The following is a 23,982-nucleotide window of genomic DNA, read 5'->3' as shown; positions in this document are numbered from 1 at the left end:
CAGGAGACCACCATGGACACTCAAGATCCCGCATTCAGCGAACTCAGCATTTCTACCGGAGTGGTTCGATACTCAGACCTCAGTTATTTAATTACCACGCACGACGCCGTTATCAACGAAGGTTACACAGATTCAATATTATGCTGTTTGGATACTGGAACTTGGTACGCCGATGCAGTTCCATGGCTTGCCTGTTCTGGAACGGTCTGCCACGTGCCGATCGAACGTTACCTGATGCTGGGCACCAGTGGATCAGTAGTCGCCATTGGTAGCGGCTCAAAAAGCGAAGAATCCATCGCCACCTGCGGCGTCAACCCAAAAAAACGCGGCCCTCTGCGCGAAATCCGTGGCATCGCAAAAGGTCGAGCCTACGCCGTAGGCACCTGCCGGCAAGCCTACCTTCGCGAGGGTGAAGATCAGTGGCGTTGCATTGACCAGAGCGCCCAGGTCGGTGACACACCGATCACCTCCACCAGCTTTGAGTCCATCGATGGCTTCAGCGAACAGGAAATCTATACCGTCGGCTGGGAAGGCGAAATCTGGCAGTACGACGGCGCCCTCTTCACCCAGCGCAACAGCCCGACCAACCTGGCACTTTACAAAGTTCGCTGCGCGCCGGACGGTTTTGTCTATGCCTGCGGCCAGCTCGGCACCTTGCTTCGGGGCCGCGACGATCAATGGGAAATAATCGAACATGAAAGCACCCGCGAAGACCTCTGGGGCATGGAAGTTTTCGATGGGCAGGTGTACGTGTCTTCCACCCATTTCGTCTACCGGCTTGAGGACGGCAAGCTCACGCCGGTGGATTTCGGCGATGACGTTCCACAGACCTGCTATCACCTGAGCGCCGCCGACGGGATCATGTGGTCCATGGGGCCCAAGGATGTGATGCAGTTCGACGGTTCAAGCTGGACGCGGTGCCTGCGCATTGACTAACCCGACGCGAGCGGCCTGCCCCTGCACAAGGACCGGCGACAGATGAACACACTGCCCGTGGTGCTTGACCTTCACGTCGAAGAAGCGAGTTTTCTCGCGGTCCTGCGTGGCTACGCTTTACACGCGCCGCATTACGACCTGGACGACCTGCGCAAACTCGACGAGCGCATCGACGCACACCTGGACGGCTTGCGAATCGCCGGCTCAACAGGCTTGGACACATTAGTGGCCCAGCTCGGCCCACAGTCGATTGGCGAGCTGTTCGCCAGTACGGTGCTGGCGTTCGAGGCGGCCGATGCGACCGTGCTGTCGCAGCTCGGCGCACACGTGAGAAGTGCCGAGCAAACGCAGCGCGGTTTTCTGATGGCCTTGGGGTGGCTCGACTGGGCGCACGTAGCGCCCTGGATCGACCGTATGCTCGCCACCCCTGAGCCGCTGTTCCGCCGCCTCGGCCTGGCCGCCTGCGGCATGCATCGCCACGATCCTGGCCCCGCCTTGTTGAACGGGCTGGCGCATGCCGACCCCGGCGTGCTGGCACGTGCCGCGCGTACTGCCGGCGAACTGCGCCGGTACGACCTGATGCCGACCCTGCGTGCCCACTGCCTGCATAAGGACCCAGCCACGCGCTTCTGGGCCAATTGGGCCATCGCGCAAATGGGCGATGAGCACGCCCTGGAGCCACTGCGGCAATTTGCCGAGCAACCGGGTGAGTTCCAGTACCGCGCGCTGTGTGTGGTGCTGGCCTGGCAAAAGCGCGAGCTCAGCTTCACGTGGGTCCAACAATGGGTGCAGCACCCCGAGCAGCGCCGCATCGGCATCCAGGCTCTGGGGCTGCTGGGCGATCCGGCCAGCGTGCCGTGGCTGATCGAGCAGATGAGCGAACTGCCTTATGCCCGCGTTGCCGGCGAAGCCTTCAGCCTGATCACCGGCGCTGACTTGGCGCTGCTCGACCTGGAACTGCAAGACCTGCCGGATTTCGATGCCGGACCGAACGACGACCCCGAGGACACCCATGTGCTGATGGACCCCGATGAGAACCTGCCCTGGCCCGACCCGCAGTCAATCACAGCCTGGTGGCAGGCCCATGGCCGTGATTTTGCGGCGGGCGTCGGCCACATACTGGGGCTGGCGCACAGCGAAAGCAGCTTTCACCAAGCACTTGCCCGCGGCCAACAACGCCAGCGCATTGCCGCCGCCTGCGGCCTCGCCCGCTTTCGGCCAACCGACGTACTGTTCCCCACCAGCGCACCGGCCTGGCGGCAAAAGAGGCTGTTGTGAGGCTACCCTGCCCCTAAAACCTTAAGTGCAACAATTATTGCCCGCCTCCATCGTTCCTCCACAAAACCTCCCATAAAAACGCACGTTGGTGGCGCACAATCGCGCTGACTACGGCCGGACGCCCTTACCCAGAAGCTATGATCAACACTTGAAAACGTGGCCATGGACAGCAGCCACGACACGGCAGATAACCGCCAGCACAGGGAGGCGACGGCGCGCGACCTATTCACCGAGCAGACCATGAATGATTTTCCCGTTGCATCGCTGCCCCGACCGGACACCGCCCGGGAAACCCAGGCGCTTGTGTTGATTGCAGAAGACGAGCCAGAGATCGCCGACATTCTGATTGCCTACCTCAAGCGCAGTGGCTTTCGTACCGCCCACGCCGTCGACGGCCGACGCGCGCTGGACATGCACCAGGCGCTCAAGCCGGACCTGCTGTTGCTGGACGTGCTGATGCCGCAGGTGGATGGCTGGCAGGTACTTGCCGAAGTGCGCCATCGCGGCAACACGCCGGTGATCATGCTGACGGCGCAGGATCAGGACATGGACAAACTGATGGGCCTGCGCATCGGCGCCGACGATTACATCGTCAAACCGTTCAACCCGGCCGAGGTGGTGGCCCGCACCCAGGCGGTGCTGCGGCGTTCCCTCGATTACAGCTACCGCGCCAGCCCCACGGTGCTGCGGGTGGATGCGTTTGAAATCGACCTGGAAAGTTATGAAGTCACGGTGACTATCGCCGGTAAAAAAGTGCCGCTGGCCTTGACCGTCACCGAATTCCGCTTGCTGGCCCAGTTGGCCAAAGCGCCAAAACGCGTGTTCACCCGCGCCGAACTGCTGGCTCAATGTTCTCCGGAAAGCGACAGCCTGGAACGCACAGTCGACAGCCATATCAGCAAACTGCGCCGCAAGATCGAAGACATCGGGTTGCAGGGCGTGCCGACCAGCATCCGGGGCGTCGGCTACCGGTTTGGGAGTGCCGCGTGAAAATGCTCAATGGCTTGAGCCGTCAGATCATTTTGTCCATGTCCGCCGTGGTGTTGTGCGTAATCGCGCTGGCCGTCATTGGCTCTTATATTTTTTATGCCTTGTTATGGACGTATTGGCCGCTCACGGACGAAGAAGTGAATGAATGGTTGCCGGCCAATATCGAGTGGCTGTGGATGGGCTTGACCACCTGCGTGAGCCTCGCGGTGGGTTCCATCGTCGCCATGAAGTTATCTAGACGGATCCTCATGCCGTTGAACTCGGTAGCCGAGAACCTGCGCAAACTGGCGGACGGCAACCTGGATGTGCAAGCCGTGGCCGGCGACCAGTCCATTGGGGAGGCGGCCATCCTGGTGGATGACTTTAATAGCATGGCCAAACGCTTGCAGCGCATGGCGCAAGAACAGGCGTTCTGGAATGCGGCGATTGCCCACGAATTGCGCACGCCCCTGACCATCCTGCGCGGGCGCCTGCAAGGCTTGGCCGAAGGCGTATTCGAACCGGACACCTCACAGTTCTACAGCCTGCTGGGCCAGGTGGAAGGCTTGACGCGTGTGATCGAGGATTTGCGGGTCGTCGGCCTGGCTGACAGCGGCTACCTGGAACTCAACCTGCTGGAAGCCGACCTGGCCACGGGGATTGAAGAGGATGTGCGGCTGTTCGAACCGAGCCTGGTGGACGCAGGGTTTGCACTGCAACTGGACCTGCAACGCCGCACGATGCGCTGCGACCCGGCCAGGATCCGCCAGGCCCTGTTGGCGTTGCTGGACAATATCCGTCGGCATGCGACGCCGGGAAACGTCGTCGTGCACCTGAGCACGCGCGATGCAATCAACTATTTGCGCGTGCGCGATGACGGCCCCGGCATCGACGCGGGCTTTGCCAAGCATATGTTCGAGGCTTTCCAGCGCGGCGAAAACTCCCGCTCCCGCGCCCAAGGTGGCAGCGGCCTGGGCCTGGCGGTGGTACGCGCCATTGCCCTCGCCCATGGCGGCGCCGTGACCTGCCGCAGAATGGAAAACGGCGGAACGCTGTTCGAACTCAGCTGGCATGCGTGATTTAACCAGGGGCTGCGATGCGAATTTTTTCCGGGTGGTTCAAGCGAACCGCCCGCTATCGACACTTTGCTTTGTTGGATGCCCACGGTGTGTGCAGGGCATTCAAGAGCTGTGGTGAACAACCTGCCGGCGAGCACTGGGTAGAAGTTGAACACGTCAACCTGGCCTGGCTGGGAAGTGCGCTGCCCAAGCGCGCCCGGATCGTTTAGCAACCTACGTGGCCTGGACCTATGTCAACTGCACAACAACACTTTGTCAACGCCTACTTATCAACCCTTGAAGACGCGCTGCGGCTGCATACCGTGCGGCTCAAAAAACTACAGCGCTACTGGGTCCCGCTGCAGCAACGCGCCCCCAAGTGGGTGCTGGTGTTGTGGGTGGTGGGCGTCGCCGTGTCAGTCACGACCCAGTGCTACTGTCATTGGCTGGTGACCGCCCCGATGATTTGTGGATTGATCGTGGCGGAAATCATCATCGACGAGAGGCAAATGACCCTGCTATTGCGCGCGGATGCAGCACGCGACTTGCTCAGAGAGGCTCGGGAAAACGGCCGGTAATAACCCGCAGCCGGCAAAGAGCAACAGCGGGCACACAGGAAAATTCCCACCACAGTTATCGACAGTTCTTGCGAACTTCCCTACATACGATGACCGCGTCAAAACATAGCATTGATCACCGACTCACTTTATAAGTTTAAAAGGCCGTGATCGCTACCATGTCATCTCTCGGAACATTGCACGTGGACGGTGTACTGTGCATCAGTCTTGAAGAGCGCGAAGACCGCCGCGCTTTACTCCAAAGTGAATTTGCAGACTGCAACTTGAATATTGAGTTTTATATTGCAAAACGAGATATCAACCCTGAACGCGGGTGCTTCACTTCTCATCAGGCGTGCGCGGCATTGGCGCTTGAACGCGGCTACAAAAACGTCCTGATCCTGGAAGATGACGCCACGCTGGTAGGGGTTAAAAGCTCGACAGTGCAACGTATCAACCAGTTTTTGTCCACAAGACAGCCCGACCTGTTTTACCTTGGCGTTACGCTGGGCACCATGTGGCTGACGTGGAACTTAAATATCACACGATGCAGGGCCAAAGGCACTCACGCGTATATCCTTTCCAGTGCTGCTTGCAAAAAACTACTCACATTTGAATACTTCGACCATCCCATAGACAGGCTCTACTCTAAACACTTCAAGGCGTATTGCGCATTCCCGATGATCTGCCAACAACAGCCTGAGGAAATAAACCCAAGCGATATAAGTTCAGGCGCCACTGTTGATTTTTGGGAACGTAATTGGAAAAGGCAATATCAAGAAATCTTTCGGAATCTTGGAAAAACATTAATCAGAAAGGATTTCTAGCTGCAGTTATACGCTCATCGGGATCCCCGCCCAGAAATCGAGTGGCATTAGCCGTCAATATTGATCGACGGCTAAAGCCCCCTATCTACCGCTACTTACAGCCGAGCCGGCTCAGTAACTGGCCCTGCTTCGCCTTCAGCGCGACCTGCACCGATGGCGGCAAATTGCTCCAGAACGTCAGCCCCGAGCGCACCTCGATCTGGTTCACCGGCACCTGATAGTCACAGAAGTTCGCCCCCTTCGGCGTTTCCTGATTCATCACAAACGAAGCATAAACACCGCTTTCAGGTGAACGGCCCACAAAGATAATTTTCCAGTAACCACTGGGAATCGTGTGAACCTTGTTTGTACCCGGAAGCGTGCCCACAAAATGCTCATACAGTGGCCCCGTGGTGACGTACACCTGATCAATGCCTGACTGTTTGCTGAGGTTGCGCTCCTGGTCTTCAAGGTGCGCCCAAGGCCCTTGGTTGAGATCGGCCTTCTGCGGGGTGATGTTCGACAAGTAATTGAGGGTGTGCCAGTCAGGAACGCCCGCCATCGAAGCAAGATTGGCCTGATGGCCGCGGTCGACTTTGAGCGCGACATTCGCGCCGTTGTAATCCACCGGGTCGAGGGTTTCGCCGGCGGGAATATCCGGGTCGGTCTGCCAGTCGCGGGGGCGACCGCTGGCCGGTGTGTCCTTGGTGATTTTGTACGAGACCCAGTTGGCAAATTTGGTCGAGCCATTGTTGTTCAGCGTATACGCCTGGCGGTTCAGCGTCAGCGGGCTTCCGCCGGTCGGGCAACCCACTGAGCAGTTGTCGAACAGCAATGCCTGCTGGGGCTGGGTAGAGACTGCGGATTCACGCGTTCTATCGGGTGTAGTACAAGCCGCAACGAGCGGAATCAGCAGAAATGCCAGGTGCTTTAACTGCATACGTCCTTGCATGGTGTAGCTCCTTGGGGTGAGTCAATGACAACGGCAAATGCCGAGCCGACTGCTGCGGTTCCATCGCGAGTCGACATAAACATTAAACCACTTTAAACATTGCAAAATAACGTTCCGACGTTTATTGGGTTCATCTCAGCCGAGCGCTGAAACTAGCGCCCATTCCGAACAAGCGCGCCAAACCGTTGCAGGTGATCAACAATGGCACCAGTCTTTCTGAGGCTGAAGCACTGGAACAACGATTGATCGCGGTCGCCGGCGCATTGCTTGCGAAGGCGCAGTTTGTGCCCAGCGGGCAAATCGAGAACCTGGATGAGCACGACCCCGAGCTTGTCTATTTCAAAGACCTCATCACGGCCAGGCAACCGTAAAATTCGCGAGATGGCTGACACATCACCGACTCGGTAAGCCTGTGAGGATTGTGGTCGGCATCGCGTGGCAAGGTGGCTGTTCGATGGGGAGTGCCGGCTCAACACCCACCCGGAAGCTCATTTGGCAGGCGCCCGGCAAACTCACCTGCCCGACCCTGCGCTAAAGGGTAAGGGTGCCCACCTGAAAATACGTGGCCGGCCATGCTAAAGCACCTGAGGTGACCTACAGTTCAACGTCGTGCCTGTATGACATGAAGGCATTGTCATAGGGGAACACACCACGAAGCGTACGGCTCAGTATAGGTCTGCCACTTCGCGCCTATCAGCCGGCGTAGCATGAGGAGAGCCTTTGTCCACTTCCAAGCTGACTTCACGTGTCTTCAGCACGCCACGTCATACGACGCACTATGTAGAGTCGGGACCTGCCGATGGGCCATTGATGATGTTCCTGCACGGTTGGCCGGAGCTCAGTCTGATCTGGCGCGCGCAGATGGAAGCGTTCGCTGCCGAAGGCTGGCACTGCGTGGCACCCGACATGCGCGGCTATGGTGCCTCTTCTGCGCCAGCAGCCATCAGTGCGTACACGATTGAAAATATCGTGGCAGACATGGCAGAACTTCACGACCATCTCGGTGGAATGCCCGCCATTTGGGTGGGCCACGATTGGGGCAGCGTTGTGGCAGGTGAATGGGTCGCTCATGAACCTCTGCGCAGTCGCGGGGTTGTGCTGATTTCGGTCCCTTACTTCCCCACCACGAACGCGCTGGCGACGCTTGTCCCGCTGATTGACCGAGCGATCTACCCAGCGGACCAGTACCCAGATGGTCAATGGGACTATTACCGCTACTACAACACCCATTTTGCGTCCGCCGTTGCTGATCTTGATGCAGACAAAGCCGCATCGCTGGCGTCGATCTATCGACGAGGCGACCCTGCGAACATCGCCAAGGTTGCATCAAATGCCGAAGTGACCAGCAAAGGGGGCCGGTTTGGCCAAGCGCACCGTGCTCCCCCCACCCGTCCAGACCTCGCGCTCTGGCCGGAGGCGGACTTCGCTGCACTGGTGCGCACGTTTGAGAAGCACGGTTTCCGCGCGCCCTGCGCGTGGTATCTAAACGACGATGCCAACATCGATTATGCCCATCGAGCGCCCAATGGCGGGCGCTTGTCCTTGCCCGTACTGTTTGTGAACGGCGATTACGACCCGATGAATAGCATCAAAGGCAATCAGTTGGGCGATCCAATGCGGGCGGCTTGCGCAGATCTCACCGTGACGAGCCTACCCGGCGGGCATTGGCTGCCGGTGGAGTGCAAGACAGAACTCGTTGAAGCCATAAGCACCTGGCTACAGAGTAGACAGTTTCGATAACGTATCTAACGGCCCTGAGTTTCAGTGACTTTCCGTAGAAACAAATAAACACCGCTGGCTCTTTCGTCAAATTTCAGGCAAAAAAAAGCCACTCTACTCAGGCTCCCCCTCCCTCCTTAGACTCCGACGCCGTAAGGAATAGGCCTTGCACATGCCGTGATTAGACCTTACGGCGGGTGAGAAGCGACCTTGCTGCCACTACGAAAATCTAAGACATCGTGACAATGACAAGAACCTTCGCCGCTGCTGCCTTGTTGGTGCTGACCACTGCCTTGACGGGCTGCGCTACCAACCCCAATGTGCTGCAGATGCACAAAGTGACGGCCAAAACGCTGGGTCTGGCCTCTACGGACGAGCTGACCATGGGGCCGGTGAAAAAAGGCGAGCCTGACTTTCTGGGCGGCGCCGACCTGACCTATGAAGCCACCACTGCCAAGGGGCGAAAATTCAACTGTGCAACCTACATGTCGCCAGGTTTCCTGCTGGATCCACCGAAGTATTCGCGGCTGACCTGCACGAAATAAACAGTCGCCCCCTTGTCTCCGGTGCAGGCCTATATCGCCCCACCGGCGACACGTCCAATCAATACGCAACCGCGCTCCATCCCATTGTTTGAGGCACCCGCCTCGCCAGGCGCAACGGGGTTCTGTCCCCTTGGGGGCGAGCCTCCCTGTAATGACACACCTACACGCGTGACTGAGCAATGCTCATTACGTCGAGGAGGTTCTTGAAGGATTCGCTGCCGCCACAGTAATACCCGCAAGATTCTGTTCGTGTGAAACAGTCAATTTCACAAATCGTTGTTGGCGCAGAGTCTCGATGACGTACAGCATTCTTGCCAATAGCTCGTTACCTTTTTCGTAAACCTGACAACACACAACTATTGCGAAAAGACGCTCGCCGCGCTCAGTCGCTGCAGCATTCTCTATCTGCTTCAAGTAAAAATCCTGCAAACCGCGACTGCTGATGGCCGCAGGCAATTTGTCGGGTCGCAACGTAGGCGCCGCCAAGTTGTCTGGATCTGTTATCAGCTCTGAATGAAGCACACTGATTGCTGCGCGATTGTAGAATGCAAACGTTTTGGAACTGCCGGTTACGTACGCTTGCACAACTCGCGCAATTACATCGCTGTTGCTTCGGGTTGCCAAGCTGCTCGCAACTAGCCACGCTACCGCACTGGCTAACGCTTGAGGGTCAGGCGGGCTCGGCGGCACGAGCGTTGACAGCTTTAAGGCGTTCAGATGCTTAGTAACGCGCTCAACGTTAACGCCCTCAACTTCAATGTCCGCTTCAACCTTGAGCTGTAGCTGGGCCGCCGTTTGAGTAGCGTTATGGTGCCTCTCGAGCAAAAACTTTCTCAGCGCAGTTACCTGCGCAAACCCTATACGCTGACGCAGCTCATTTTCCTTGCTGGAGCGTAACGTCACCAAGTGGCTGACTTGCTTGAGCGAGTCCGTTTTTGTTTGTGATGCACTCGTACCGGGTGCGGAATTCAAACTCGCCCACAGTCTGTTAAGTTGCTTATCAACACTGCCTGCGAACGAAGCGGGAAAATGCACCACGGTGTAACTGGCGCTGTCTATGAAGCGGCTCCCTCCCGCGACCCCACTACGTGCCCAGCCCCCCATGTCATCGCTGGCGGCAACCGAAGAGGTGTAGCGTTTGTATAAAAGCACACGGGTTGCATTCTTCTCTAGCGTTGCAAAACGAGACGCCCAATCTACCAAGCTGCCCGCATAGGCTCGACGCACGTTAGATGAACCGTATTGCGGCATCGTTAGATCAACGACAATCTGTGTTCCAGACTTTTTAGCCAGCAATGCAAAGTGGTGTGCGGGTAGCTCGCTGCTGGGATGGTCAAACATCAGTACACCCAGCACCTCGACTACCCAACCATCGGCCTCCATCACCGATTTGGCTAAGGACGATGCGTCGTAGGCATTGCCGTGAGGCCATTTGACCCAGCCTGTAATTGCCAACTGAGATTCGGAGCGTTCAAAACATCGAACAAGGTCAGCTACAAGTGGCGCCAACACATTGGATGTCGGTTGGAAATAAAGCCCTACCGTCACCAGGTCTTCGGAAAGAGGGGGGACGGGCTTATTCTTATCGATGATTGCGGGTATTGCCGTACGAGCGAGACCGCTGATTTGCCTGATCAATCGGCCGACAGGTGCTTTGAGACTATTGGCATCGCCAATCAACTCAGCGGCCAGAAGCAATGCCCCAAGTTTCCCTTCTTTGATGTAGCGTTCGTAATCAGTGCTGCGATCAGCATTGTTCGCCAACTCCACGCTTGACCACAGCCCGATGCTGTTGATAGTGACCTGTGTCAGGGTGTTGACAACCAAGGCACTGACTCCAAGTGTGGGTGGCAGCAAAATTGCAACCATGGCCGATACTGCTCGCAAAGCGGTCTGACGCAAGCGCAGTCTGGACGCGACGTACTGCTCTCTGCTGGTAAAAACCAGGAAGTTCATGTCTGATTTTGCTTGCACAATGGCCTGCAATCGCAATGAAGCTTCCCAGTTTGGCGTGAACTGGAAGCTCAGTCTGGGCCTGACGACAAAGCGCGAGGTTGTCATAATGCGTACGCGCCATGTTCGCAGATCGTCAATCGTCAACAGCAATTGTTGTGATAAGGACAGGTGCGGCTCGATAAAGCTGAGGAGCCTTTTAAGATAGGTATCGGAACCCTGACTTGAGTTCCAGTCAAACACCGTAGTGGCGTTTGGCAGAGCCGGATTAAGGGAAACCAGTAGCGCTGTATCTGAGCCTCTGGTCAGTGCAATAAGTGACGGGACTACTTCGTGATTGAGCAACACCAATTGAGGGGCGAGGTCTGCGACCAGATAATCGGCCGCCACCCCACTAAACTCTGCCGATGTTGGCTGTGAGTCAAAGTACACAGCCACCCGAGCCATCGCAATGGATTGGCAGGTGGTCGCGAATACTTTTTTGAACTCAGCTTCGCTTGAGAGTTTTTCAAGATCTTTGTAAAACTCATCAGATAGCTTGTCCCGAATCGACTTGATGACCTCGATCATCTTCTTATTGATCAGGCCACTCTTCGAATAGACGTCGATCTCGCGCTCCCAGACGCTTCTTTGCCGTTCCGGCTCTCCCAGTGCGACTTGCAGGACAGTGAAGAGTTTATGACTTTTTAAGTGGGCAGAGGCCGCGCCTGCGGCATAAACAAACCCGGTGTTGCCCTCAACGTACTTGAACACCAAGGTATCGGTGAACTGGACCTTCTCGAGGGAACCGCTGTCCAGTCCCGCACTGGCCAGACAACGTCGAATCAATTGCTCAAGGTATGGACGAGCGTCCAGCGTCTTGCCATCAGCTTGGTTCAATGCTTCCCATATACTCAGTGTCGGCACCTCGTCCGGCGTGGCTGTCGGGACACTGTCTGCTTCTATCTGGGCAGTAGGGAAGCGATGGTTTCCGGGATTCAACCACTGAGCCAGGGGTTTTTCCACGACCTTGAAGTCAACGCCATTGATCTCGGAGTCATGCCAGGCAAAGATCCGATAGCCGTTGGCTGGTCGTGTAGCAACGATCGTTCCATTGTCCTGCAATATGCCGTATGCAAGACCATCGACCCGATGATTGATGTAGGTTGCCACATAGAATGGCCAATCCTGTGCTCCGTGAAACTTCGGAGGAACTGTAATAGGGTAGCGAGTGACTCTACCGGTCGAAGTGCGGACCGTGACTTCGAGTTGCTTACTTTCCGACAAAGCCGCCGGAACACTGATATTGATTGACAGTAACTGCCATCGGTCTACCAGTGTGACGGTGATTGATGTGTCCTCTCCTGCCAAATGACTGACCCAAATATCATGCTCACTGATAGCCGTCGCTACGGGGCAGGTCGTGGCTGTGCAAGTTGGATCATCATCCTGCGCTGAGTTAATACGCAGGAAAGTCATCGAGCGATTGACATGAGTAGCGACAGCGCAAAGCCACTCAGTATGGTTGGCATGTTTTTTGTAGATGCTGATATATAAGTCATCAACGACGCTCTCGCCACGTCCGGACAATTTTATATAGATATCCTGATTGCGCAGTTTTATGCCAGCCATGGAAAGTGTCTGCGTGGACTTACTGAATATATGCCCCGATGCTACAGGCTCCTCAATGGCAGGAGGGGATCGACCTGATAATGGCGCACGCTCTAACTGCTCACGGAGGTAATTGAATAGATTATCCTTGTTTAGCATGCTCGCGGCGCTGCTGATGAATTCGGGATAGCGAATGCTGGTCTTTAAACGACTATTGGTCATCAGTTCCTTGCTTGTCGGCCACCCCAATGCCCCATTGATGGCCGACCAGAGGGAGTATTCTTGAACCTCATGAGCAATAAGCGAGTCTTCTGATTCATTCTTTTCGCTTTCATAAATACTAAACGCCACAGGTATCCGATAATCGCGGGTAACCAGAACTGCATCCGTGGCAGCCATTGAAGCTGTCTCAAGAGTCTGAATTAGCCAACTGTCGAACATATCTCCAGAAGCGATTTGTTCAAGACGCTTCAGGCTAATTGAGTCATTGTCATTCATTGACTGTCCTGCGCCTTCGTTCAATCATTAGTGAGTAGGGAGTCGCCGTTGCAAGGGATTTGCCCCGTATCAAGCTTCTGTACGATATCGATTGTTCTCAGCTGGGCGGCATACCTATGCATCACCTCACAAATACCACGCTCATAAATACGGATATCCCCACGACCCCATGGTTTGAGGCACCCGCCTCGTCAGGCTGATCCACTGCAGGCACTCACGTTTGCAGGATTACGTCATGACTGCCTTCCCTCTGTCTCACCTCCGCCGAGGCCTGCTCGCAGGACTGCTCGGCATGCCCCTTTCCGCCCTGGCCCTCAACAGTGCGCAGATCACTGCCTCGATCGCTTCGCCCGACTGTTTGAACTTCCGCGTCGTCGGGGTCTGCTACTGGCTGTTCTGCACCAACTTCGGTTGCTCGGTGCGCACCTCGCCCAAGGTCCGGCATTACGTTCCTGATGCGGTGGTGTCGAGCTACCCGCCTGGTGGTTCTTTATGCACTCGCTGTCCAAGGCCATCACCGGCGCGGCGGTGGCAGCCATCCCCTGTGGTACCGACCTGCGGCAGATGCGCATGGACATCGACGCCACGCGGATCCGCGATCCCTTACTGGCCCAGGAAGTGGCCGATTTCAGTCACGCCTGCTACGGCCCAGCGCGGGCCCGGTTGTTCATGAAGCGGCCGACGTTGCGCTACCGACCCGAAATGCAGATGGCTCAATTCAAATCCGAGATGGCTCAGCAAGAGACCAAACTCTTGATCCGCATGGGCATGATGTTCTCTGCCGCTGTGGGTATCTTGGTCGGCGCGATGAAGCTCTTTCAGTAATCACACGCTATCAGGCAACGTACGCGACAACTTCCCCCAAACGGGAGGTTGTCGCGTTTCTCCTCTTCAAGCACTCACAGGCGCTTGACTCAATCGCTGCCCATTTGCGCACACGCCGTCGCAATTCGACGCAAGGCCGCCTGATCTTCCTCAGGCATCGCCCTATAAGCCGTCAGCACATCGGACGCCTGACTGTCGAGGTTATCAGTGCACAACAGCACTCGACGCCCCGTCAGCAGATAAAACACATCCACGCCCCGAGCGGCGACGGCCATCAGGTACTGGATCCGGGGAGTGCGTTCACCGTTCTCGTAACGAAACTGTGTATTGATGCTGACGCCCCCAATGGCGGCCATTTCGCTCGCCGCTCGCCATTGAAAGACATCTCCTACAGATCATGCTCATCGATTCGCAGGAGCCGTCTTGATTGCGTCTACGTAATTGAAGTGCATGGATGGCGCTAACTAGGATGTCGCAGCTCACCAACCTTCCGGAATTGAGCCCCCACATCTCTACTAGCCCAGGAATCAGATCGACCATGCGCAATAAAAACACTACAAGCTTGCGCAAGCGCCTGCTCGCTTGCTCATCTTTCGCCCTCTTGTCGTTAAGCGCAGCACCCGCCTTGGCCACCGACTGGTGGATGATCTTCGGCACCGGCGACACCCCCAACAGAGATCTGTTCTTCGCCGATGCCCAGTCCGTGAAAGCGGTAAAAGAACACCCAGGCAATACGCTGCTGAACGTCATGCAAGTGTTTGAAAGCCCCAACAGCCCCAACTACGTCAGTTACACGCTTGAGCTGCGTTGCCCTGAGCGACAACTCAGGGTGAACACGGCCACCGCCTATCTGCGCGCCGGTGCCACTACAGTGCTGCCTGCACCTAAACGCTGGGTTCCGGTACCCAAGAGCTGGCTGGAGCGCGGCTATGATTTCGCCTGCGCCCCGGACAAACGCAAGTCCAACGCCATGATGCCGATGGGTGTTGGCTCCATCGATAATGTACAACTAGTGGCGATCACACAGCAGGGATTGTTCAACCAGTTGCCGGGCAACCAGCCGATCCGTATTGAGGCCACCAAGAGCAGCACCGCGGACGTGATGCGCGACCTCAACTTCCTCTTGGGTGCACCCGAGAAAAAATGACCCTCGGCGCCAATAGGCACCTTCGAGCAATGAGTGATCGACATGAAATACAAAGGCGCATTGGCCTTGGCAATAGTGCTGCTGCAGACCGGCTGCGTGAGCTTCGACAACGTCCCGGAAATGTACGCGCGCAGCCAATGGAAGGGCCGTCCGGCGCAGGACGCCATCGATTTCTTTGGTCCGCCGCAGAAAATGGATCGTACCGCGGACGGCAAACAGGTCGTGATGCAGTGGTACCGGGACACCTCCTACAACAGCAATGAAGTGGTGTCACGAAGCTCGGAAATGCAGGGCAACGTGATGGTGCATACCGACTATTGGGCAACGGTAAACAACCCTAATCGCTGCATCATTTCGGTCACCGTCGACCAAGACAAGAAGGTCGTCGAGTTCGAGGCGGATGATGGCAAATTGTTGCTGTCCAATGGCTGCAAATCGGTCAAGTTTGGGCCGCTGTAGGCTGACTACGCGGCTCTAGAAGAACAAAAAATGCCGCTTACAAAAGTCACTTTTACCCATAAGGACCCTCCTCGACAATGAAGTCCATCATCGCCGCCATTCCACCTGCCATGCTGCTCCTTTCAGGCTGCGCAACACCGAAATATTGGGAAGCCACCGGCGGCAGTCCTGTCCTATCAACAGGGGCCGTTTGAGTACGGCCAAAGCAGGGAGTCCCAAGGTTTGGCGATCGCCACGGGGCGCTGCCAATTTTGGGACTACAAGCGCGCAGAGCCCTCTGGCGAAGAAAAATCCGTATGCCGCACCATGGGGCAACTCCATTGCCTGGAGACCACTGCCATACAAGACTACCGCTGCAAAGCGTGACACCGGACCAAGGTGTCACGGCGGGCCGGAAGGTGATCATATCCCCCGGCCCAACGAAAAGCGCACATGTCGCGATCAGCCCTTCCGCCCGCACATTTCATCAAATTCCTATTGCACGACGGGCGCAGTCAAAACACCCTTTTGATACCTCGCTCACACACCTTCGTGCTTCCCGTCACACAATGTCCCGCCCCACTCCTCGCCTCGATTGCGCCCGTCTCGCCGTGTTGCGTCCCGGCGATTCCCTTGAGCAGCTGCAGACGGCACTCGGGGAGGCCTGGTTGCCACCACGCGCAAAAGACGATGGCTGGTGGCGACCCGCTCAACATCTGGACGGGTTCATGGCGCGTATCGGAGCGGATGCGCGATTAGTATCGGTTTGCTTCTACGGCCATTTTTCCATGCGCTGCCGCGTGGAAAATCTGCATATAAATTTACCCCTGACCTCCGCACAGACGCGACAACCCGCACTGCGCCGCCTGGAATCCGTGTCAGGCCCGCGGCGTGATGTGCATTACATGCGCACCAGTGACGGCCATCACCTCTATGTGCAGGTCTACCATAGCCGTATTCGGCGCTTGTGTCTGGAGGGCGACGGCGGTCACCACCACCCTTGACCTCTTCTGCCTGAAGCACATTGGTGACCTACACGCTTGACTAACCGAACCGGTCACGCCCCAGCACAGGCCATTGAAGCGATTCCGGGAGAAGCCAGCGCATGGCCGCTGCCACCCGATGCACGCGTTGTTTTGAACAACGCGGTCGCCATCCTCAAACGACAACTTGCAGACTCAATGGACTCTGTTCTCAAAACAACCTTGCAGGTTCTCCGACGCTATTGCACCACGAATGGCTCAATCGGCTTGAACACTCCGGTCTTGGTCATTTGACGGCGCAGCTCGAATACCCCCAACGCCTCGATCACATCGATCGAAGGCAGTTGAGTGAAATCCACCTTGTCCCAGTCGTCGCGACTCACCTTGACGGAGTACAGGTAGTCATCGCGTAAGCGCCCGGTTGCGGGGTCACGCCGTTGTGAGTAGCCAGATAGCACCACCGTTTCCGCCAACGGCAGCGCCGCGAAGGATTCGCCAATCAAGCGAAAGGCAATGCCATGGACATGGGCCATGTACAACCGCTGCAAACGTGTCGTTGACAGGTATTTGACCGAGAGTTTGAGGCCACGACTGGGCACATCCGCCGTGCGATTGGGCATGTCCTCGATTTCCGGTAGATCCACGTCCAGCACGAGCGTGCGGCCATCCTCCAGCACCTCAAATGCCACTGTGGTTTCCCGAGGCCAGGCGATGCCCTGCAACGTTTCTTCCAGCCAAGCGGCCATCGCTTCCGGCTGGGTGTAGATACGCTCTTCAATCCATTGCTGTCGATCGAGCATCGCCGTCTTGAATTGCTCCCGCGCCGCACACCAGACCTGGTACGCCGCCACGTAGTCGGCCTCGGCCCGCACATTGGCTGCGGCCACGCGTTGCACGCGTTTTTTGAACAACCGATCCCACCAGGACGGCTGGCGGAATTGCGGTGCGGGTGGTTCTGGCGTTTGGAAGGCGTCCGGCACAAAGACGGGACGAACCGCACTGTCCGGTGCATCCCAATGCAGGCGCCCCAATTCATCAATGGCCTGATTGATTTCGTCGCATTTGCGCTGGATCAGACCAAGGATCGCGTCCCGGTTCTGCTTCTTCACCGCGTCGACATGCGCCTCTGAGAGAGGACAACCCTGAGCATCGCAGAAAGTCAGCAGACCGGTATCATCCACCGCGCAGGTCACCGCCAACGTTGTAGAGGCAGCAGGTGAAACGGCCGCACCGGGTCGGGCGCCCCCTGTCAGCCGGTGGCTGCTGGAGAACCCACCCAGGCTGGTATTCAGGCGAGCACCACGCTTGCTGATACCGACGCTCGCGCCGCGTGGGCCCAGCGTCCAGCCGACACCCGAGCCACTCAGGTTCATGCGTACACCTGGGGCCAACTTGATAGATTTACGAAATCGAATAGCCACTCAACAATCTTCCTTGTTATTGGATCTCAGCGCGGGCGTCTCTGCCGGGTTAACCGACAGTGACGACACTTTCCTTCGCGCACAGGCTTATCCTTGAGCGGCACGCCCTAGCGCCACCGCCGCGGCTGCTCGCATCGCAGGGGTATACCGCGTGTTGGTGGACTTGATCAGCCCAACCAGAAACGCCCTCACCTCACCCCCTCCCACATACCCCAAGCCATCAATGGCTGCCGTGCGAATCGACGGGGTATACGTGGTACTCGTACTCTTGATGACATCGATCAAAAACGTAACTGGCTCTTCCGGACTCATAGCGTGCTTCGCTCCTTGAACCTGCTGAATTGACCATCACAGCTTATCGCCATCATGCCCCTCTGCCCATGCACTACCTGGCACGTTGCGGCGCATCCCTGTAACAAAATACGTCGACAGCGGCACAGGCTATCAACCTCACCAAAGCCCACAGGATAGACCCCAATGCGCTTGGCTCCCTGACTCAACCACGATGGTCTTGCAAGGCCACACACAGGGTTTTGCACGTTTTATTGAAGTTGCTCGGCGACACTATTTCGATCGGCACCCTCCCATTGAATTGCGCACAGGGCTGCGACAGCGCCCGGTACACCGTCCAGCTATCCGCCTCGGCCGCCTCCCCCAGCACAGCCTGGACCAATGAATGGCGCACAGGGTCCAACTGCCAGTCAGGTATCCGATGCCCACGATTGCCCAGACTGATCGCCAATAAGCGTCGTGCCTTGATATCGCGATTGATCTGATCGCGGGATTTGCCCACCAGCCGGGCGAACGCCTGAACTGAAAGATTGTGAGGGGCTTCAAAGTCGTCCAACATCGCCTGCCGTTGCTGCTGGATAGCAGACGGTGGTGCGGCCTCCACCGGCTCAGGTGGCTGAGGCGTTTGGGGAACCGCCGATAACCGCAGACTCGCCCGCTCAGTCACCGGCGCCGAGGGCGAGCTGGGCATGACCAGAACCTTCAAAGACGCGGAGGGGTTCAATTCGGCACCCTCGGCAGGCAAAGCTGAACCCTCCAGACGAATGGTCAAATGCGTGCTGGCCGCCTCCACCCGCCCCTGCTCCAGCAGATCCAGGCGATCGGCCCAGTCCTGCATCATGCGGCGACGCAACTCCACATATTCGGCATGATTGTAGGCGGCGCTGACCTTGTCCGGGTCCGCATGGGACAACTGCGCATCCACCCAGACCTTCGGATAGCCGATTTCATGCAGCACCGTGGACAGGGTCGCCCGTATCCCGTGCCCAGTCAGTTGATCGGCGTACCCCATCCGGCGTAACGCACCGTTGAGCGTGTTTTCGCTGATCCGCTTGCCCAGGTCGCTGCGATGGCTCAACAGGTAACGCTGGGCCGGCCGCATCTGCTGAAGCAGGTAACGCACCACCTCCAGCGCCTGTACCGACAGCGGCACAATATAGGGAGGAATGTCCTGGGAACGCTTGCCTTCCTTACGCATTTCCAGCTGCAGTTGCTTAACCACTTCCGGGGGAATGATCCACAGCGCCTGATCAAGGTCAAATTGGTCGGGCGTCGCCCAGCGAAGCTCCCCGGTCCGCACCCCCGTGAGCAGCAACAAGCGGATGCCCAGCTGGGTTTGAGGCATCCCACCGTAACCGCGCAAGGTGCGCAGCAACGCCGGAAGCTCGGTGATACGCAAGAAGGGGTGATGGGCCACAGGCGGTTTGGGAGCCGCCACCACATCCAAGTCCGAAGCGGGGTTCTGCTCCAGACCCGATGCTTTCACCAAGGCGAAACGAAACAGCTGGTTGAACCAGGTTCGGCACTTCTCTGCCGTGGTGAAGGCGCGGCGTTGTTCGATCCTTGCCAGTACCTCCAGCAAGTCCGGGCGCCTGATCTCAAAGAGTGATCGCTTACCCAGGGTGGGCAGTACATCCTTGTTGAAGATACGGCGGATTTGAGCCAGGGTACTTTGACGGCCATCCTTGAGCGTCAGGGCCCGGTGCGCGACCCAACGGTCAAACATGCTTTTGAACGTGTTTTGATCCGCCTGCCGGACGACATGACGGGTGTGTTTGCGGTGAACCCGAGGGTTGATCCCCTTGGCCAGCAACGCGCGTGCCTCATCCCGCAGAGCGCGGGCCTCCCGCAGACCGACTTCGGGATAGGTCCCCAACGACATGCGTTTTTGCTTGCCAGCCCAGCAGTAGCGAAAGTGCCACGAACGCCCACCCGAGGCCGTCACAGCCAGAGACAGGCCATCAATATCACCGAGGGTATAGTCTTTGCCGGTCGCCTTGGCCTGGCGAACCGCTGCATCTGAGAGTGCCATAGTACGAGCTCCTGAATAGAGGATTCAGGGATAGATGCTCGTTACCTCAAACGCTCCTCTCCAGCAACAAACCGCACCGCGACCACCCGGATTTCATGGACTAACTTCTGGACTAAAAAAGTCCGGATACCGGTGGTTTTCGGTGGATCGCACTGGAACGAAAAAAGACGCCTAAGCGTCTATTTTCAATGACTTACAGACTTCCATGGAACTCTGTAGATCGATAATTGGAGCGGGAAACGAGACTCGAACTCGCGACCCCGACCTTGGCAAGGTCGTGCTCTACCAACTGAGCTATTCCCGCGTCTTGGTGGTGCGCATTCTATAGAATTATCAGAACCCGTCAACCCCTTGATTCAAAAAAGTTTTATTTCTTTTCCACAGTGGTGCGCAGGTGAGGCCAGGCAGCGCGCAAATACTGGAGCATGGACCACAAGGTCAGGCCGGCGGCGATCAGCAGCAAGGCGTATCCAGTAAGCACCCAGAACGAGAAGTCCGACGGGTTGGCCAGCAGGATCACCAGTGCAAGCATTTGCGCGGCGGTTTTCCATTTGCCCATGTTGGAGACGGCTACGTGGGCGCGGGCGCCGATTTCAGCCATCCATTCGCGCAGGGCCGAGACGACGATCTCGCGGCCGATGATCACGGCGGCCGGCAGGGTCAGCCACAGGTTGCCATGCTCCTGCACCAGCAGGACCAGGGCGACCGCAACCATCAGTTTGTCGGCCACCGGGTCCAGGAACGCGCCAAAGGGCGTGCTCTGCTCCAGACGACGAGCCAGATAGCCGTCGAGCCAGTCGGTTGCGGCGGCGAAGGCAAACACTGAACTGGAGGCGGCATAGCTCCATTCGTACGGCAAATAGAACAGCAAAATGAAAATCGGGATAAGCAGGACGCGTAGAACGGTGATCAGATTAGGGATATTCATCGGCACAACTGGCTACGAGGTGGAAAGGCATTCTATTCGCTATGCAGATTCGCATAAATCAACTCAGCGAGCTTTTTACTGATACCGGGTGCTTTGGCAATTTCGTCAATGCTGGCACGGGAAAGCTCCTGCAAGCCACCAAAATGTTTAAGCAGGTCACGACGGCGTGTCGGTCCCACGCCTGCCACCCCTTCCAGGGTTGAGGTTCGTCGGGTTTTGCCGCGACGGGCGCGGTGGCCGGTAATGGCAAAACGGTGGGCTTCGTCGCGGATCTGTTGAATCAAGTGCAGCGCGGGTGAGTCGCCCTTCAAAGTGAACTCATGGGCGGCATCATTCAAGTACAACGTCTCGAAACCGGCCTTGCGTGTGGCACCCTTGGCCACGCCGAGCAGGATAAGGTCGGGCACCGCCAGTTCATTGAGCACGTCACGGGCCATGGACAGCTGGCCCTTGCCGCCGTCCACCAGCAGGATATCGGGCAGCTTGCCCTCCCCGTCCTTCAACTTGCTGAAGCGCCGCGTCAGGGCTTGATGCATGGCGGCATAGTCATCGCCGGGGGTCACGCCTTCGATGTTGTAGCGCCGGTAGTCGGATTTGATCGGCCCCTCCGGCCCGAACACCACGCAGGACGCCACCGTGGCTTCACCGCTGGAATGGCTGATGTCGTAACACTCCAGACGCTGGGGCGGTTCGTCCAGGTTGAGGACTTCGGCAAGGGCGTCGAAACGTGCCGCCACGTGCTGTCGATTGGCCAGACGCGCGCTCAGGGCCTGCTCGGCATTCGTCACCGCCAGTTGCTGCCAGCGGGCACGGGTGCCACGCACGCGGTGGCTGATGTCCAGCTCGCGGCCGCGCAGCTCGTGGATGGCCTCGATCAGTGTGGGGAAGTCTTCGTGCACCACGTTGACGATCAGCTCCGAGGGCAAATCGCGCTCGGGGCTGCTGACATAGTACTGGCCGAGGAAGGCCGCCATGACTTCAGCTACCTCCTCATCAATGCCCGTCTGCGGGAAGAAGTTCTTGCTGCCCAGCACCCGGCCGCCACGCACGCTGATCAGGTGCACACAGGCGCCGCCTGGGTTGACGAAGGCGGCGATCACGTCGACGTCGCCCGTGCCGCCTTCCATGCTCTGCTGGTCCTGGACACGGCGCAGCAGGGAGATCTGGTCACGCAGCTCGGCGGCGCGCTCAAAATCCAGCGTACTGGCAGCCTGCTCCATGGCGCTGGAGAGTTCATCGGTGAGCGCATTACTGCGTCCTTCGAGGAACATCACCGAATGGCGCACATCCTCGGCGTACTCCGCCGGTTCAACCAGGCCCACGCACGGTGCCTTGCAGCGCTTGATCTGGTATTGCAGGCATGGCCGCGTACGGTTTTTGTAAAAGCTGTCTTCGCACTGGCGCACAAAAAAGGTCTTTTGCAGCAGGCTCAAGCTTTCGCGGATCGCACCGGCACTTGGATAAGGGCCGAAATATTTGCCCTTCTGCTTCTTCGCGCCACGGTGAATGCTCAGCCGTGGGAAATTGCCGTCGGATAAAAACACGTAGGGGTAGGATTTATCGTCGCGCAGCAGGATGTTGTAGGGCGGCCGCCACTCCTTGATCAGCGTCTGCTCAAGCAGCAGCGCTTCGGTTTCATTGGCAGTGATGGTGGTTTCGACCTGGGCAATACGCGCCACCAGGGCCGCGGTCTTTGGCGCCAAGCCGGTCTTGCGAAAGTAGCTCGCCAGGCGGTTCTTGAGGTTCTTGGCTTTGCCCACGTAAAGCAGGCGTGCCTCGCTGTCGAACATGCGGTACACGCCGGGGCGGCCACTGCAGGTTGAGAGAAAGGCACTCGGATCAAACGGTGTGGTCATGTCAGGCGCTGGCGTCCACCATGCCGTGGCGCACCGCGAGCAGGGTCAATTCAACATCACTGCTGATGGCGAGCTTCTCGAAGATGCGATAGCGGTAGGTGTTGACGGTCTTGGGCGACAGGCACAGCTTGTCGGAGATGGTCTGCACTTTCTGGCAACCAACGATCATCAGGGCGATCTGGATTTCCCGCTCCGACAGCGCATCAAACGGCGAGTCACTGGTGGGCTGGAACGACTTGATCGCCAACTGCTGGGCGATCTGCGGGCTGATATAACGCTGGCCGGCAAACACCAGGCGAATGGCTTGCACCATCTCTGCCAGGCCTGCGCCTTTGGTCAAGTAACCGGCCGCACCCGCCTGTAGCAGACGTGTCGGAAACGGGTCCTCTTCGCACACGGTAACCACCACGACTTTAATGTCCGGATGGCTGCGCAACAATTTGGTAGTGGCACCAAGACCGCCGATCCCAGGCATCTTGACGTCCATCAAAACCACATCGGGTTTCAACTCCCGGGCCTTGATCAGGGATTCCTCCCCCGACTCGGCCTGACCGACTACTTGCAGGCCATCGATGTCAGCCAGCATTCGTGTAATGCCTGTACGAACGAGATCATGGTCATCGACTACTAGCACCCTAATCAAGCAGACACCTCGCGATATGGTCTTATAGGTTGCTGAACACCTTAGCAAAAAACCAAGGCGCAGACCTAGCTGCAAGCGTCATATATATAGTGTTTACGCACACTATCGGCTTGCGCCTTGCGGCAGACAACCGATTTTACTGAGCAAAAGGTCAGCTTTGCGGGGAAGATGGCTTGTGTTTTGCGCTCTGCGACACGCAGTGTTCCGCCAGTGTGGAGGTAAGGCGGCGGATAGCGTCCTGATCTTCCTTGAACATCGCCCGGTAGTCTTCCAGGATTTTCTCTTCAAGCTGGCTCAGGTTTTCCAGCTGGATAGGCGTAGGGCTTCCGGTGAGCACATATAAAACATCCACACCACGCTCGGCCACCCGTGACAAATAGTCCGCCTTGGGCGCACGGCCACCGCTCTCGTACTTGCCTTGGGCGTTTGCTTCAACGCCGCCGATTTCACCAAACATTTTCTGCGACAGGCCAAGACGTTCTCTCTCCTGCCTTAAACGCGAACCGATTCCACTCATTTGGATGTATGATCCTATCTGGCACACCCCTAGAGGTGAC

The 23,982-nt window shown here is 57.5% G+C and carries 22 protein-coding genes, 1 tRNA gene and 2 pseudogenes; 15 read left to right on the top strand and 10 right to left on the bottom strand.

The genetic code is table 11. The features are described from left to right. The first annotated feature begins 12 nt into the window (after positions 1-12). The 6 genes from ACA065_RS11215 (at position 13) to ACA065_RS11190 (ending at position 5,625) form a co-directional block, all read left to right on the top strand. Positions 13-936, top strand: coding sequence for a beta propeller repeat protein (locus ACA065_RS11215; RefSeq protein ID WP_497694552.1), 924 nt, complete (start codon positions 13-15; stop codon positions 934-936). Positions 937-978: 42 nt separating this feature from the next. Then, positions 979-2,214 (top strand): TIGR02270 family protein, encoded by a 1,236-nt coding sequence (locus ACA065_RS11210; protein ID WP_497694551.1) that lies wholly within the window; start codon positions 979-981, stop codon positions 2,212-2,214. A gap of 240 nt (positions 2,215-2,454) precedes the next feature. Further along, positions 2,455-3,204 (top strand): response regulator, encoded by a 750-nt coding sequence (locus tag ACA065_RS11205; protein WP_497695334.1) that lies wholly within the window; start codon positions 2,455-2,457, stop codon positions 3,202-3,204. Then, entirely contained in the window at positions 3,201-4,262 is a 1,062-nt protein-coding gene (locus ACA065_RS11200; protein ID WP_497694550.1) for an ATP-binding protein, read from the top strand. The genes ACA065_RS11205 and ACA065_RS11200 overlap by 4 nt, the downstream gene beginning before the upstream one ends. A 230-nt stretch (positions 4,263-4,492) precedes the next feature. Then, complete coding sequence (locus ACA065_RS11195; RefSeq protein ID WP_497694549.1) at positions 4,493-4,819, top strand: hypothetical protein; 327 nt, start codon at positions 4,493-4,495, stop codon at positions 4,817-4,819. Positions 4,820-5,001: 182 nt separating this feature from the next. Continuing rightward, on the top strand, positions 5,002-5,625 hold the full coding sequence (locus tag ACA065_RS11190; RefSeq protein WP_497694548.1) for a glycosyltransferase family 25 protein: 624 nt from the start codon (positions 5,002-5,004) through the stop codon (positions 5,623-5,625). A gap of 91 nt (positions 5,626-5,716) precedes the next feature. Here the strand turns inward: ACA065_RS11190 and ACA065_RS11185 are convergent, their stop codons facing one another. Beyond that, positions 5,717-6,556, bottom strand: coding sequence for a DNA/RNA non-specific endonuclease (locus ACA065_RS11185; RefSeq protein ID WP_497694547.1), 840 nt, complete (start codon positions 6,554-6,556; stop codon positions 5,717-5,719). 185 nt (positions 6,557-6,741) lie between these two features. Between ACA065_RS11185 and ACA065_RS11180 the strand changes: the two genes are divergently transcribed. From ACA065_RS11180 to ACA065_RS11170, 3 genes are all read left to right on the top strand, one after another. Then, entirely contained in the window at positions 6,742-6,927 is a 186-nt protein-coding gene (locus ACA065_RS11180; protein WP_497694546.1) for a hypothetical protein, read from the top strand. A gap of 349 nt (positions 6,928-7,276) precedes the next feature. Continuing rightward, complete coding sequence (locus ACA065_RS11175) at positions 7,277-8,296, top strand: alpha/beta fold hydrolase (RefSeq protein WP_497694545.1); 1,020 nt, start codon at positions 7,277-7,279, stop codon at positions 8,294-8,296. Between the two features lie 224 nt (positions 8,297-8,520). After that, positions 8,521-8,820 (top strand): hypothetical protein, encoded by a 300-nt coding sequence (locus tag ACA065_RS11170; RefSeq protein ID WP_497694544.1) that lies wholly within the window; start codon positions 8,521-8,523, stop codon positions 8,818-8,820. Between the two features lie 186 nt (positions 8,821-9,006). Here ACA065_RS11170 and ACA065_RS11165 read toward each other — a convergent pair whose 3' ends face one another. Continuing rightward, positions 9,007-12,861 carry a hypothetical protein gene (locus ACA065_RS11165; RefSeq protein ID WP_497694543.1) on the bottom strand — a complete coding sequence of 1,285 codons (3,855 nt, stop codon included), beginning with the start codon at positions 12,859-12,861 and terminating at the stop codon, positions 9,007-9,009. 235 nt (positions 12,862-13,096) lie between these two features. Here ACA065_RS11165 and ACA065_RS11160 point away from each other — a divergent pair. Beyond that, positions 13,097-13,348: pseudogene (locus tag ACA065_RS11160) on the top strand (TraU family protein); the annotation flags it as partial. Continuing rightward, a pseudogene (locus ACA065_RS11155) lies at positions 13,333-13,548 on the top strand (conjugal transfer protein TraG N-terminal domain-containing protein); the annotation flags it as partial. The pseudogenes ACA065_RS11160 and ACA065_RS11155, both read left to right, overlap by 16 nt. A 227-nt stretch (positions 13,549-13,775) precedes the next feature. Here ACA065_RS11155 and ACA065_RS11150 read toward each other — a convergent pair. Beyond that, positions 13,776-14,042, bottom strand: coding sequence for a transcriptional regulator (locus tag ACA065_RS11150; RefSeq protein ID WP_497694542.1), 267 nt, complete (start codon positions 14,040-14,042; stop codon positions 13,776-13,778). Positions 14,043-14,224: 182 nt separating this feature from the next. Here ACA065_RS11150 and ACA065_RS11145 point away from each other — a divergent pair, with 182 nt between their 5' ends. From ACA065_RS11145 to ACA065_RS11130, 4 genes are all read left to right on the top strand, one after another. Then, positions 14,225-14,833, top strand: a complete 609-nt coding sequence (locus ACA065_RS11145) for a hypothetical protein (RefSeq protein ID WP_497694541.1) — start codon at positions 14,225-14,227, stop codon at positions 14,831-14,833. A 42-nt stretch (positions 14,834-14,875) separates the two neighbouring features. Continuing rightward, positions 14,876-15,292 carry a hypothetical protein gene (locus ACA065_RS11140; protein WP_497694540.1) on the top strand — a complete coding sequence of 139 codons (417 nt, stop codon included), beginning with the start codon at positions 14,876-14,878 and terminating at the stop codon, positions 15,290-15,292. A 222-nt stretch (positions 15,293-15,514) separates the two neighbouring features. Further along, a complete protein-coding gene (yecR, locus tag ACA065_RS11135) occupies positions 15,515-15,658 on the top strand; it encodes a YecR family lipoprotein (RefSeq protein WP_497694539.1) in 144 nt (47 codons plus the stop codon). A 182-nt stretch (positions 15,659-15,840) separates the two neighbouring features. Next, a complete protein-coding gene (locus ACA065_RS11130; RefSeq protein ID WP_497694538.1) occupies positions 15,841-16,275 on the top strand; it encodes a DUF7256 domain-containing protein in 435 nt (144 codons plus the stop codon). A gap of 218 nt (positions 16,276-16,493) precedes the next feature. On the opposite strand, the gene ACA065_RS11125 is transcribed toward ACA065_RS11130, so the two are convergent. From ACA065_RS11125 to ACA065_RS11095, 7 genes are all read right to left on the bottom strand, one after another. Continuing rightward, positions 16,494-17,675 (bottom strand): DUF4236 domain-containing protein, encoded by a 1,182-nt coding sequence (locus ACA065_RS11125; protein WP_497694537.1) that lies wholly within the window; start codon positions 17,673-17,675, stop codon positions 16,494-16,496. 496 nt (positions 17,676-18,171) lie between these two features. Continuing rightward, positions 18,172-19,998 (bottom strand): tyrosine-type recombinase/integrase, encoded by a 1,827-nt coding sequence (locus tag ACA065_RS11120; RefSeq protein ID WP_497694536.1) that lies wholly within the window; start codon positions 19,996-19,998, stop codon positions 18,172-18,174. Positions 19,999-20,226: 228 nt separating this feature from the next. Next, positions 20,227-20,302: transfer RNA gene (locus ACA065_RS11115), tRNA-Gly, on the bottom strand. Positions 20,303-20,365: 63 nt separating this feature from the next. After that, on the bottom strand, positions 20,366-20,926 hold the full coding sequence (gene pgsA / locus ACA065_RS11110; protein WP_003232771.1) for a CDP-diacylglycerol--glycerol-3-phosphate 3-phosphatidyltransferase: 561 nt from the start codon (positions 20,924-20,926) through the stop codon (positions 20,366-20,368). A 32-nt stretch (positions 20,927-20,958) separates the two neighbouring features. After that, the gene (gene uvrC, locus ACA065_RS11105) at positions 20,959-22,782 is read right to left on the bottom strand and encodes an excinuclease ABC subunit UvrC (RefSeq protein ID WP_497694535.1); all 1,824 of its coding nucleotides are present in this window, start codon (positions 22,780-22,782) and stop codon (positions 20,959-20,961) included. A gap of 1 nt (position 22,783) precedes the next feature. Further along, positions 22,784-23,425 (bottom strand): response regulator transcription factor GacA, encoded by a 642-nt coding sequence (gene gacA / locus ACA065_RS11100; protein ID WP_003190387.1) that lies wholly within the window; start codon positions 23,423-23,425, stop codon positions 22,784-22,786. A gap of 151 nt (positions 23,426-23,576) precedes the next feature. Then, complete coding sequence (locus ACA065_RS11095) at positions 23,577-23,942, bottom strand: helix-turn-helix domain-containing protein (RefSeq protein WP_497694534.1); 366 nt, start codon at positions 23,940-23,942, stop codon at positions 23,577-23,579. Positions 23,943-23,982 lie beyond the last annotated feature (40 nt).

It is taken from the genome of Pseudomonas sp. LBUM1640, from assembly GCF_059716225.1.
Note: the sequence above shows the minus strand (reverse complement) of the source record. Positions and strands in the feature narration are given on the sequence as shown.

Excerpts from the sequence above, each read along its gene's own strand:
- ACA065_RS11215 (WP_497694552.1), top strand. The coding sequence starts at position 13 with ATGGACACTCAAGATCCCGCATTCAGCGAACTCAGCATTTCTACCGGA.
- ACA065_RS11210 (WP_497694551.1), top strand. The coding sequence starts at position 979 with ATGAACACACTGCCCGTGGTGCTTGACCTTCACGTCGAAGAAGCGAGT.
- ACA065_RS11205 (WP_497695334.1), top strand. The coding sequence starts at position 2,455 with ATGAATGATTTTCCCGTTGCATCGCTGCCCCGACCGGACACCGCCCGG.
- ACA065_RS11195 (WP_497694549.1), top strand. The coding sequence starts at position 4,493 with ATGTCAACTGCACAACAACACTTTGTCAACGCCTACTTATCAACCCTT.
- ACA065_RS11185 (WP_497694547.1), bottom strand. The coding sequence starts at position 6,556 with ATGCAAGGACGTATGCAGTTAAAGCACCTGGCATTTCTGCTGATTCCG.
- ACA065_RS11170 (WP_497694544.1), top strand. The coding sequence starts at position 8,521 with ATGACAAGAACCTTCGCCGCTGCTGCCTTGTTGGTGCTGACCACTGCC.
- ACA065_RS11165 (WP_497694543.1), bottom strand. The coding sequence starts at position 12,861 with ATGAATGACAATGACTCAATTAGCCTGAAGCGTCTTGAACAAATCGCT.
- ACA065_RS11150 (WP_497694542.1), bottom strand. The coding sequence starts at position 14,042 with ATGGCCGCCATTGGGGGCGTCAGCATCAATACACAGTTTCGTTACGAG.
- ACA065_RS11145 (WP_497694541.1), top strand. The coding sequence starts at position 14,225 with ATGCGCAATAAAAACACTACAAGCTTGCGCAAGCGCCTGCTCGCTTGC.
- ACA065_RS11140 (WP_497694540.1), top strand. The coding sequence starts at position 14,876 with ATGAAATACAAAGGCGCATTGGCCTTGGCAATAGTGCTGCTGCAGACC.
- ACA065_RS11130 (WP_497694538.1), top strand. The coding sequence starts at position 15,841 with ATGTCCCGCCCCACTCCTCGCCTCGATTGCGCCCGTCTCGCCGTGTTG.
- ACA065_RS11120 (WP_497694536.1), bottom strand. The coding sequence starts at position 19,998 with ATGGCACTCTCAGATGCAGCGGTTCGCCAGGCCAAGGCGACCGGCAAA.
- pgsA (WP_003232771.1), bottom strand. The coding sequence starts at position 20,926 with ATGAATATCCCTAATCTGATCACCGTTCTACGCGTCCTGCTTATCCCG.
- uvrC (WP_497694535.1), bottom strand. The coding sequence starts at position 22,782 with ATGACCACACCGTTTGATCCGAGTGCCTTTCTCTCAACCTGCAGTGGC.
- ACA065_RS11095 (WP_497694534.1), bottom strand. The coding sequence starts at position 23,942 with ATGAGTGGAATCGGTTCGCGTTTAAGGCAGGAGAGAGAACGTCTTGGC.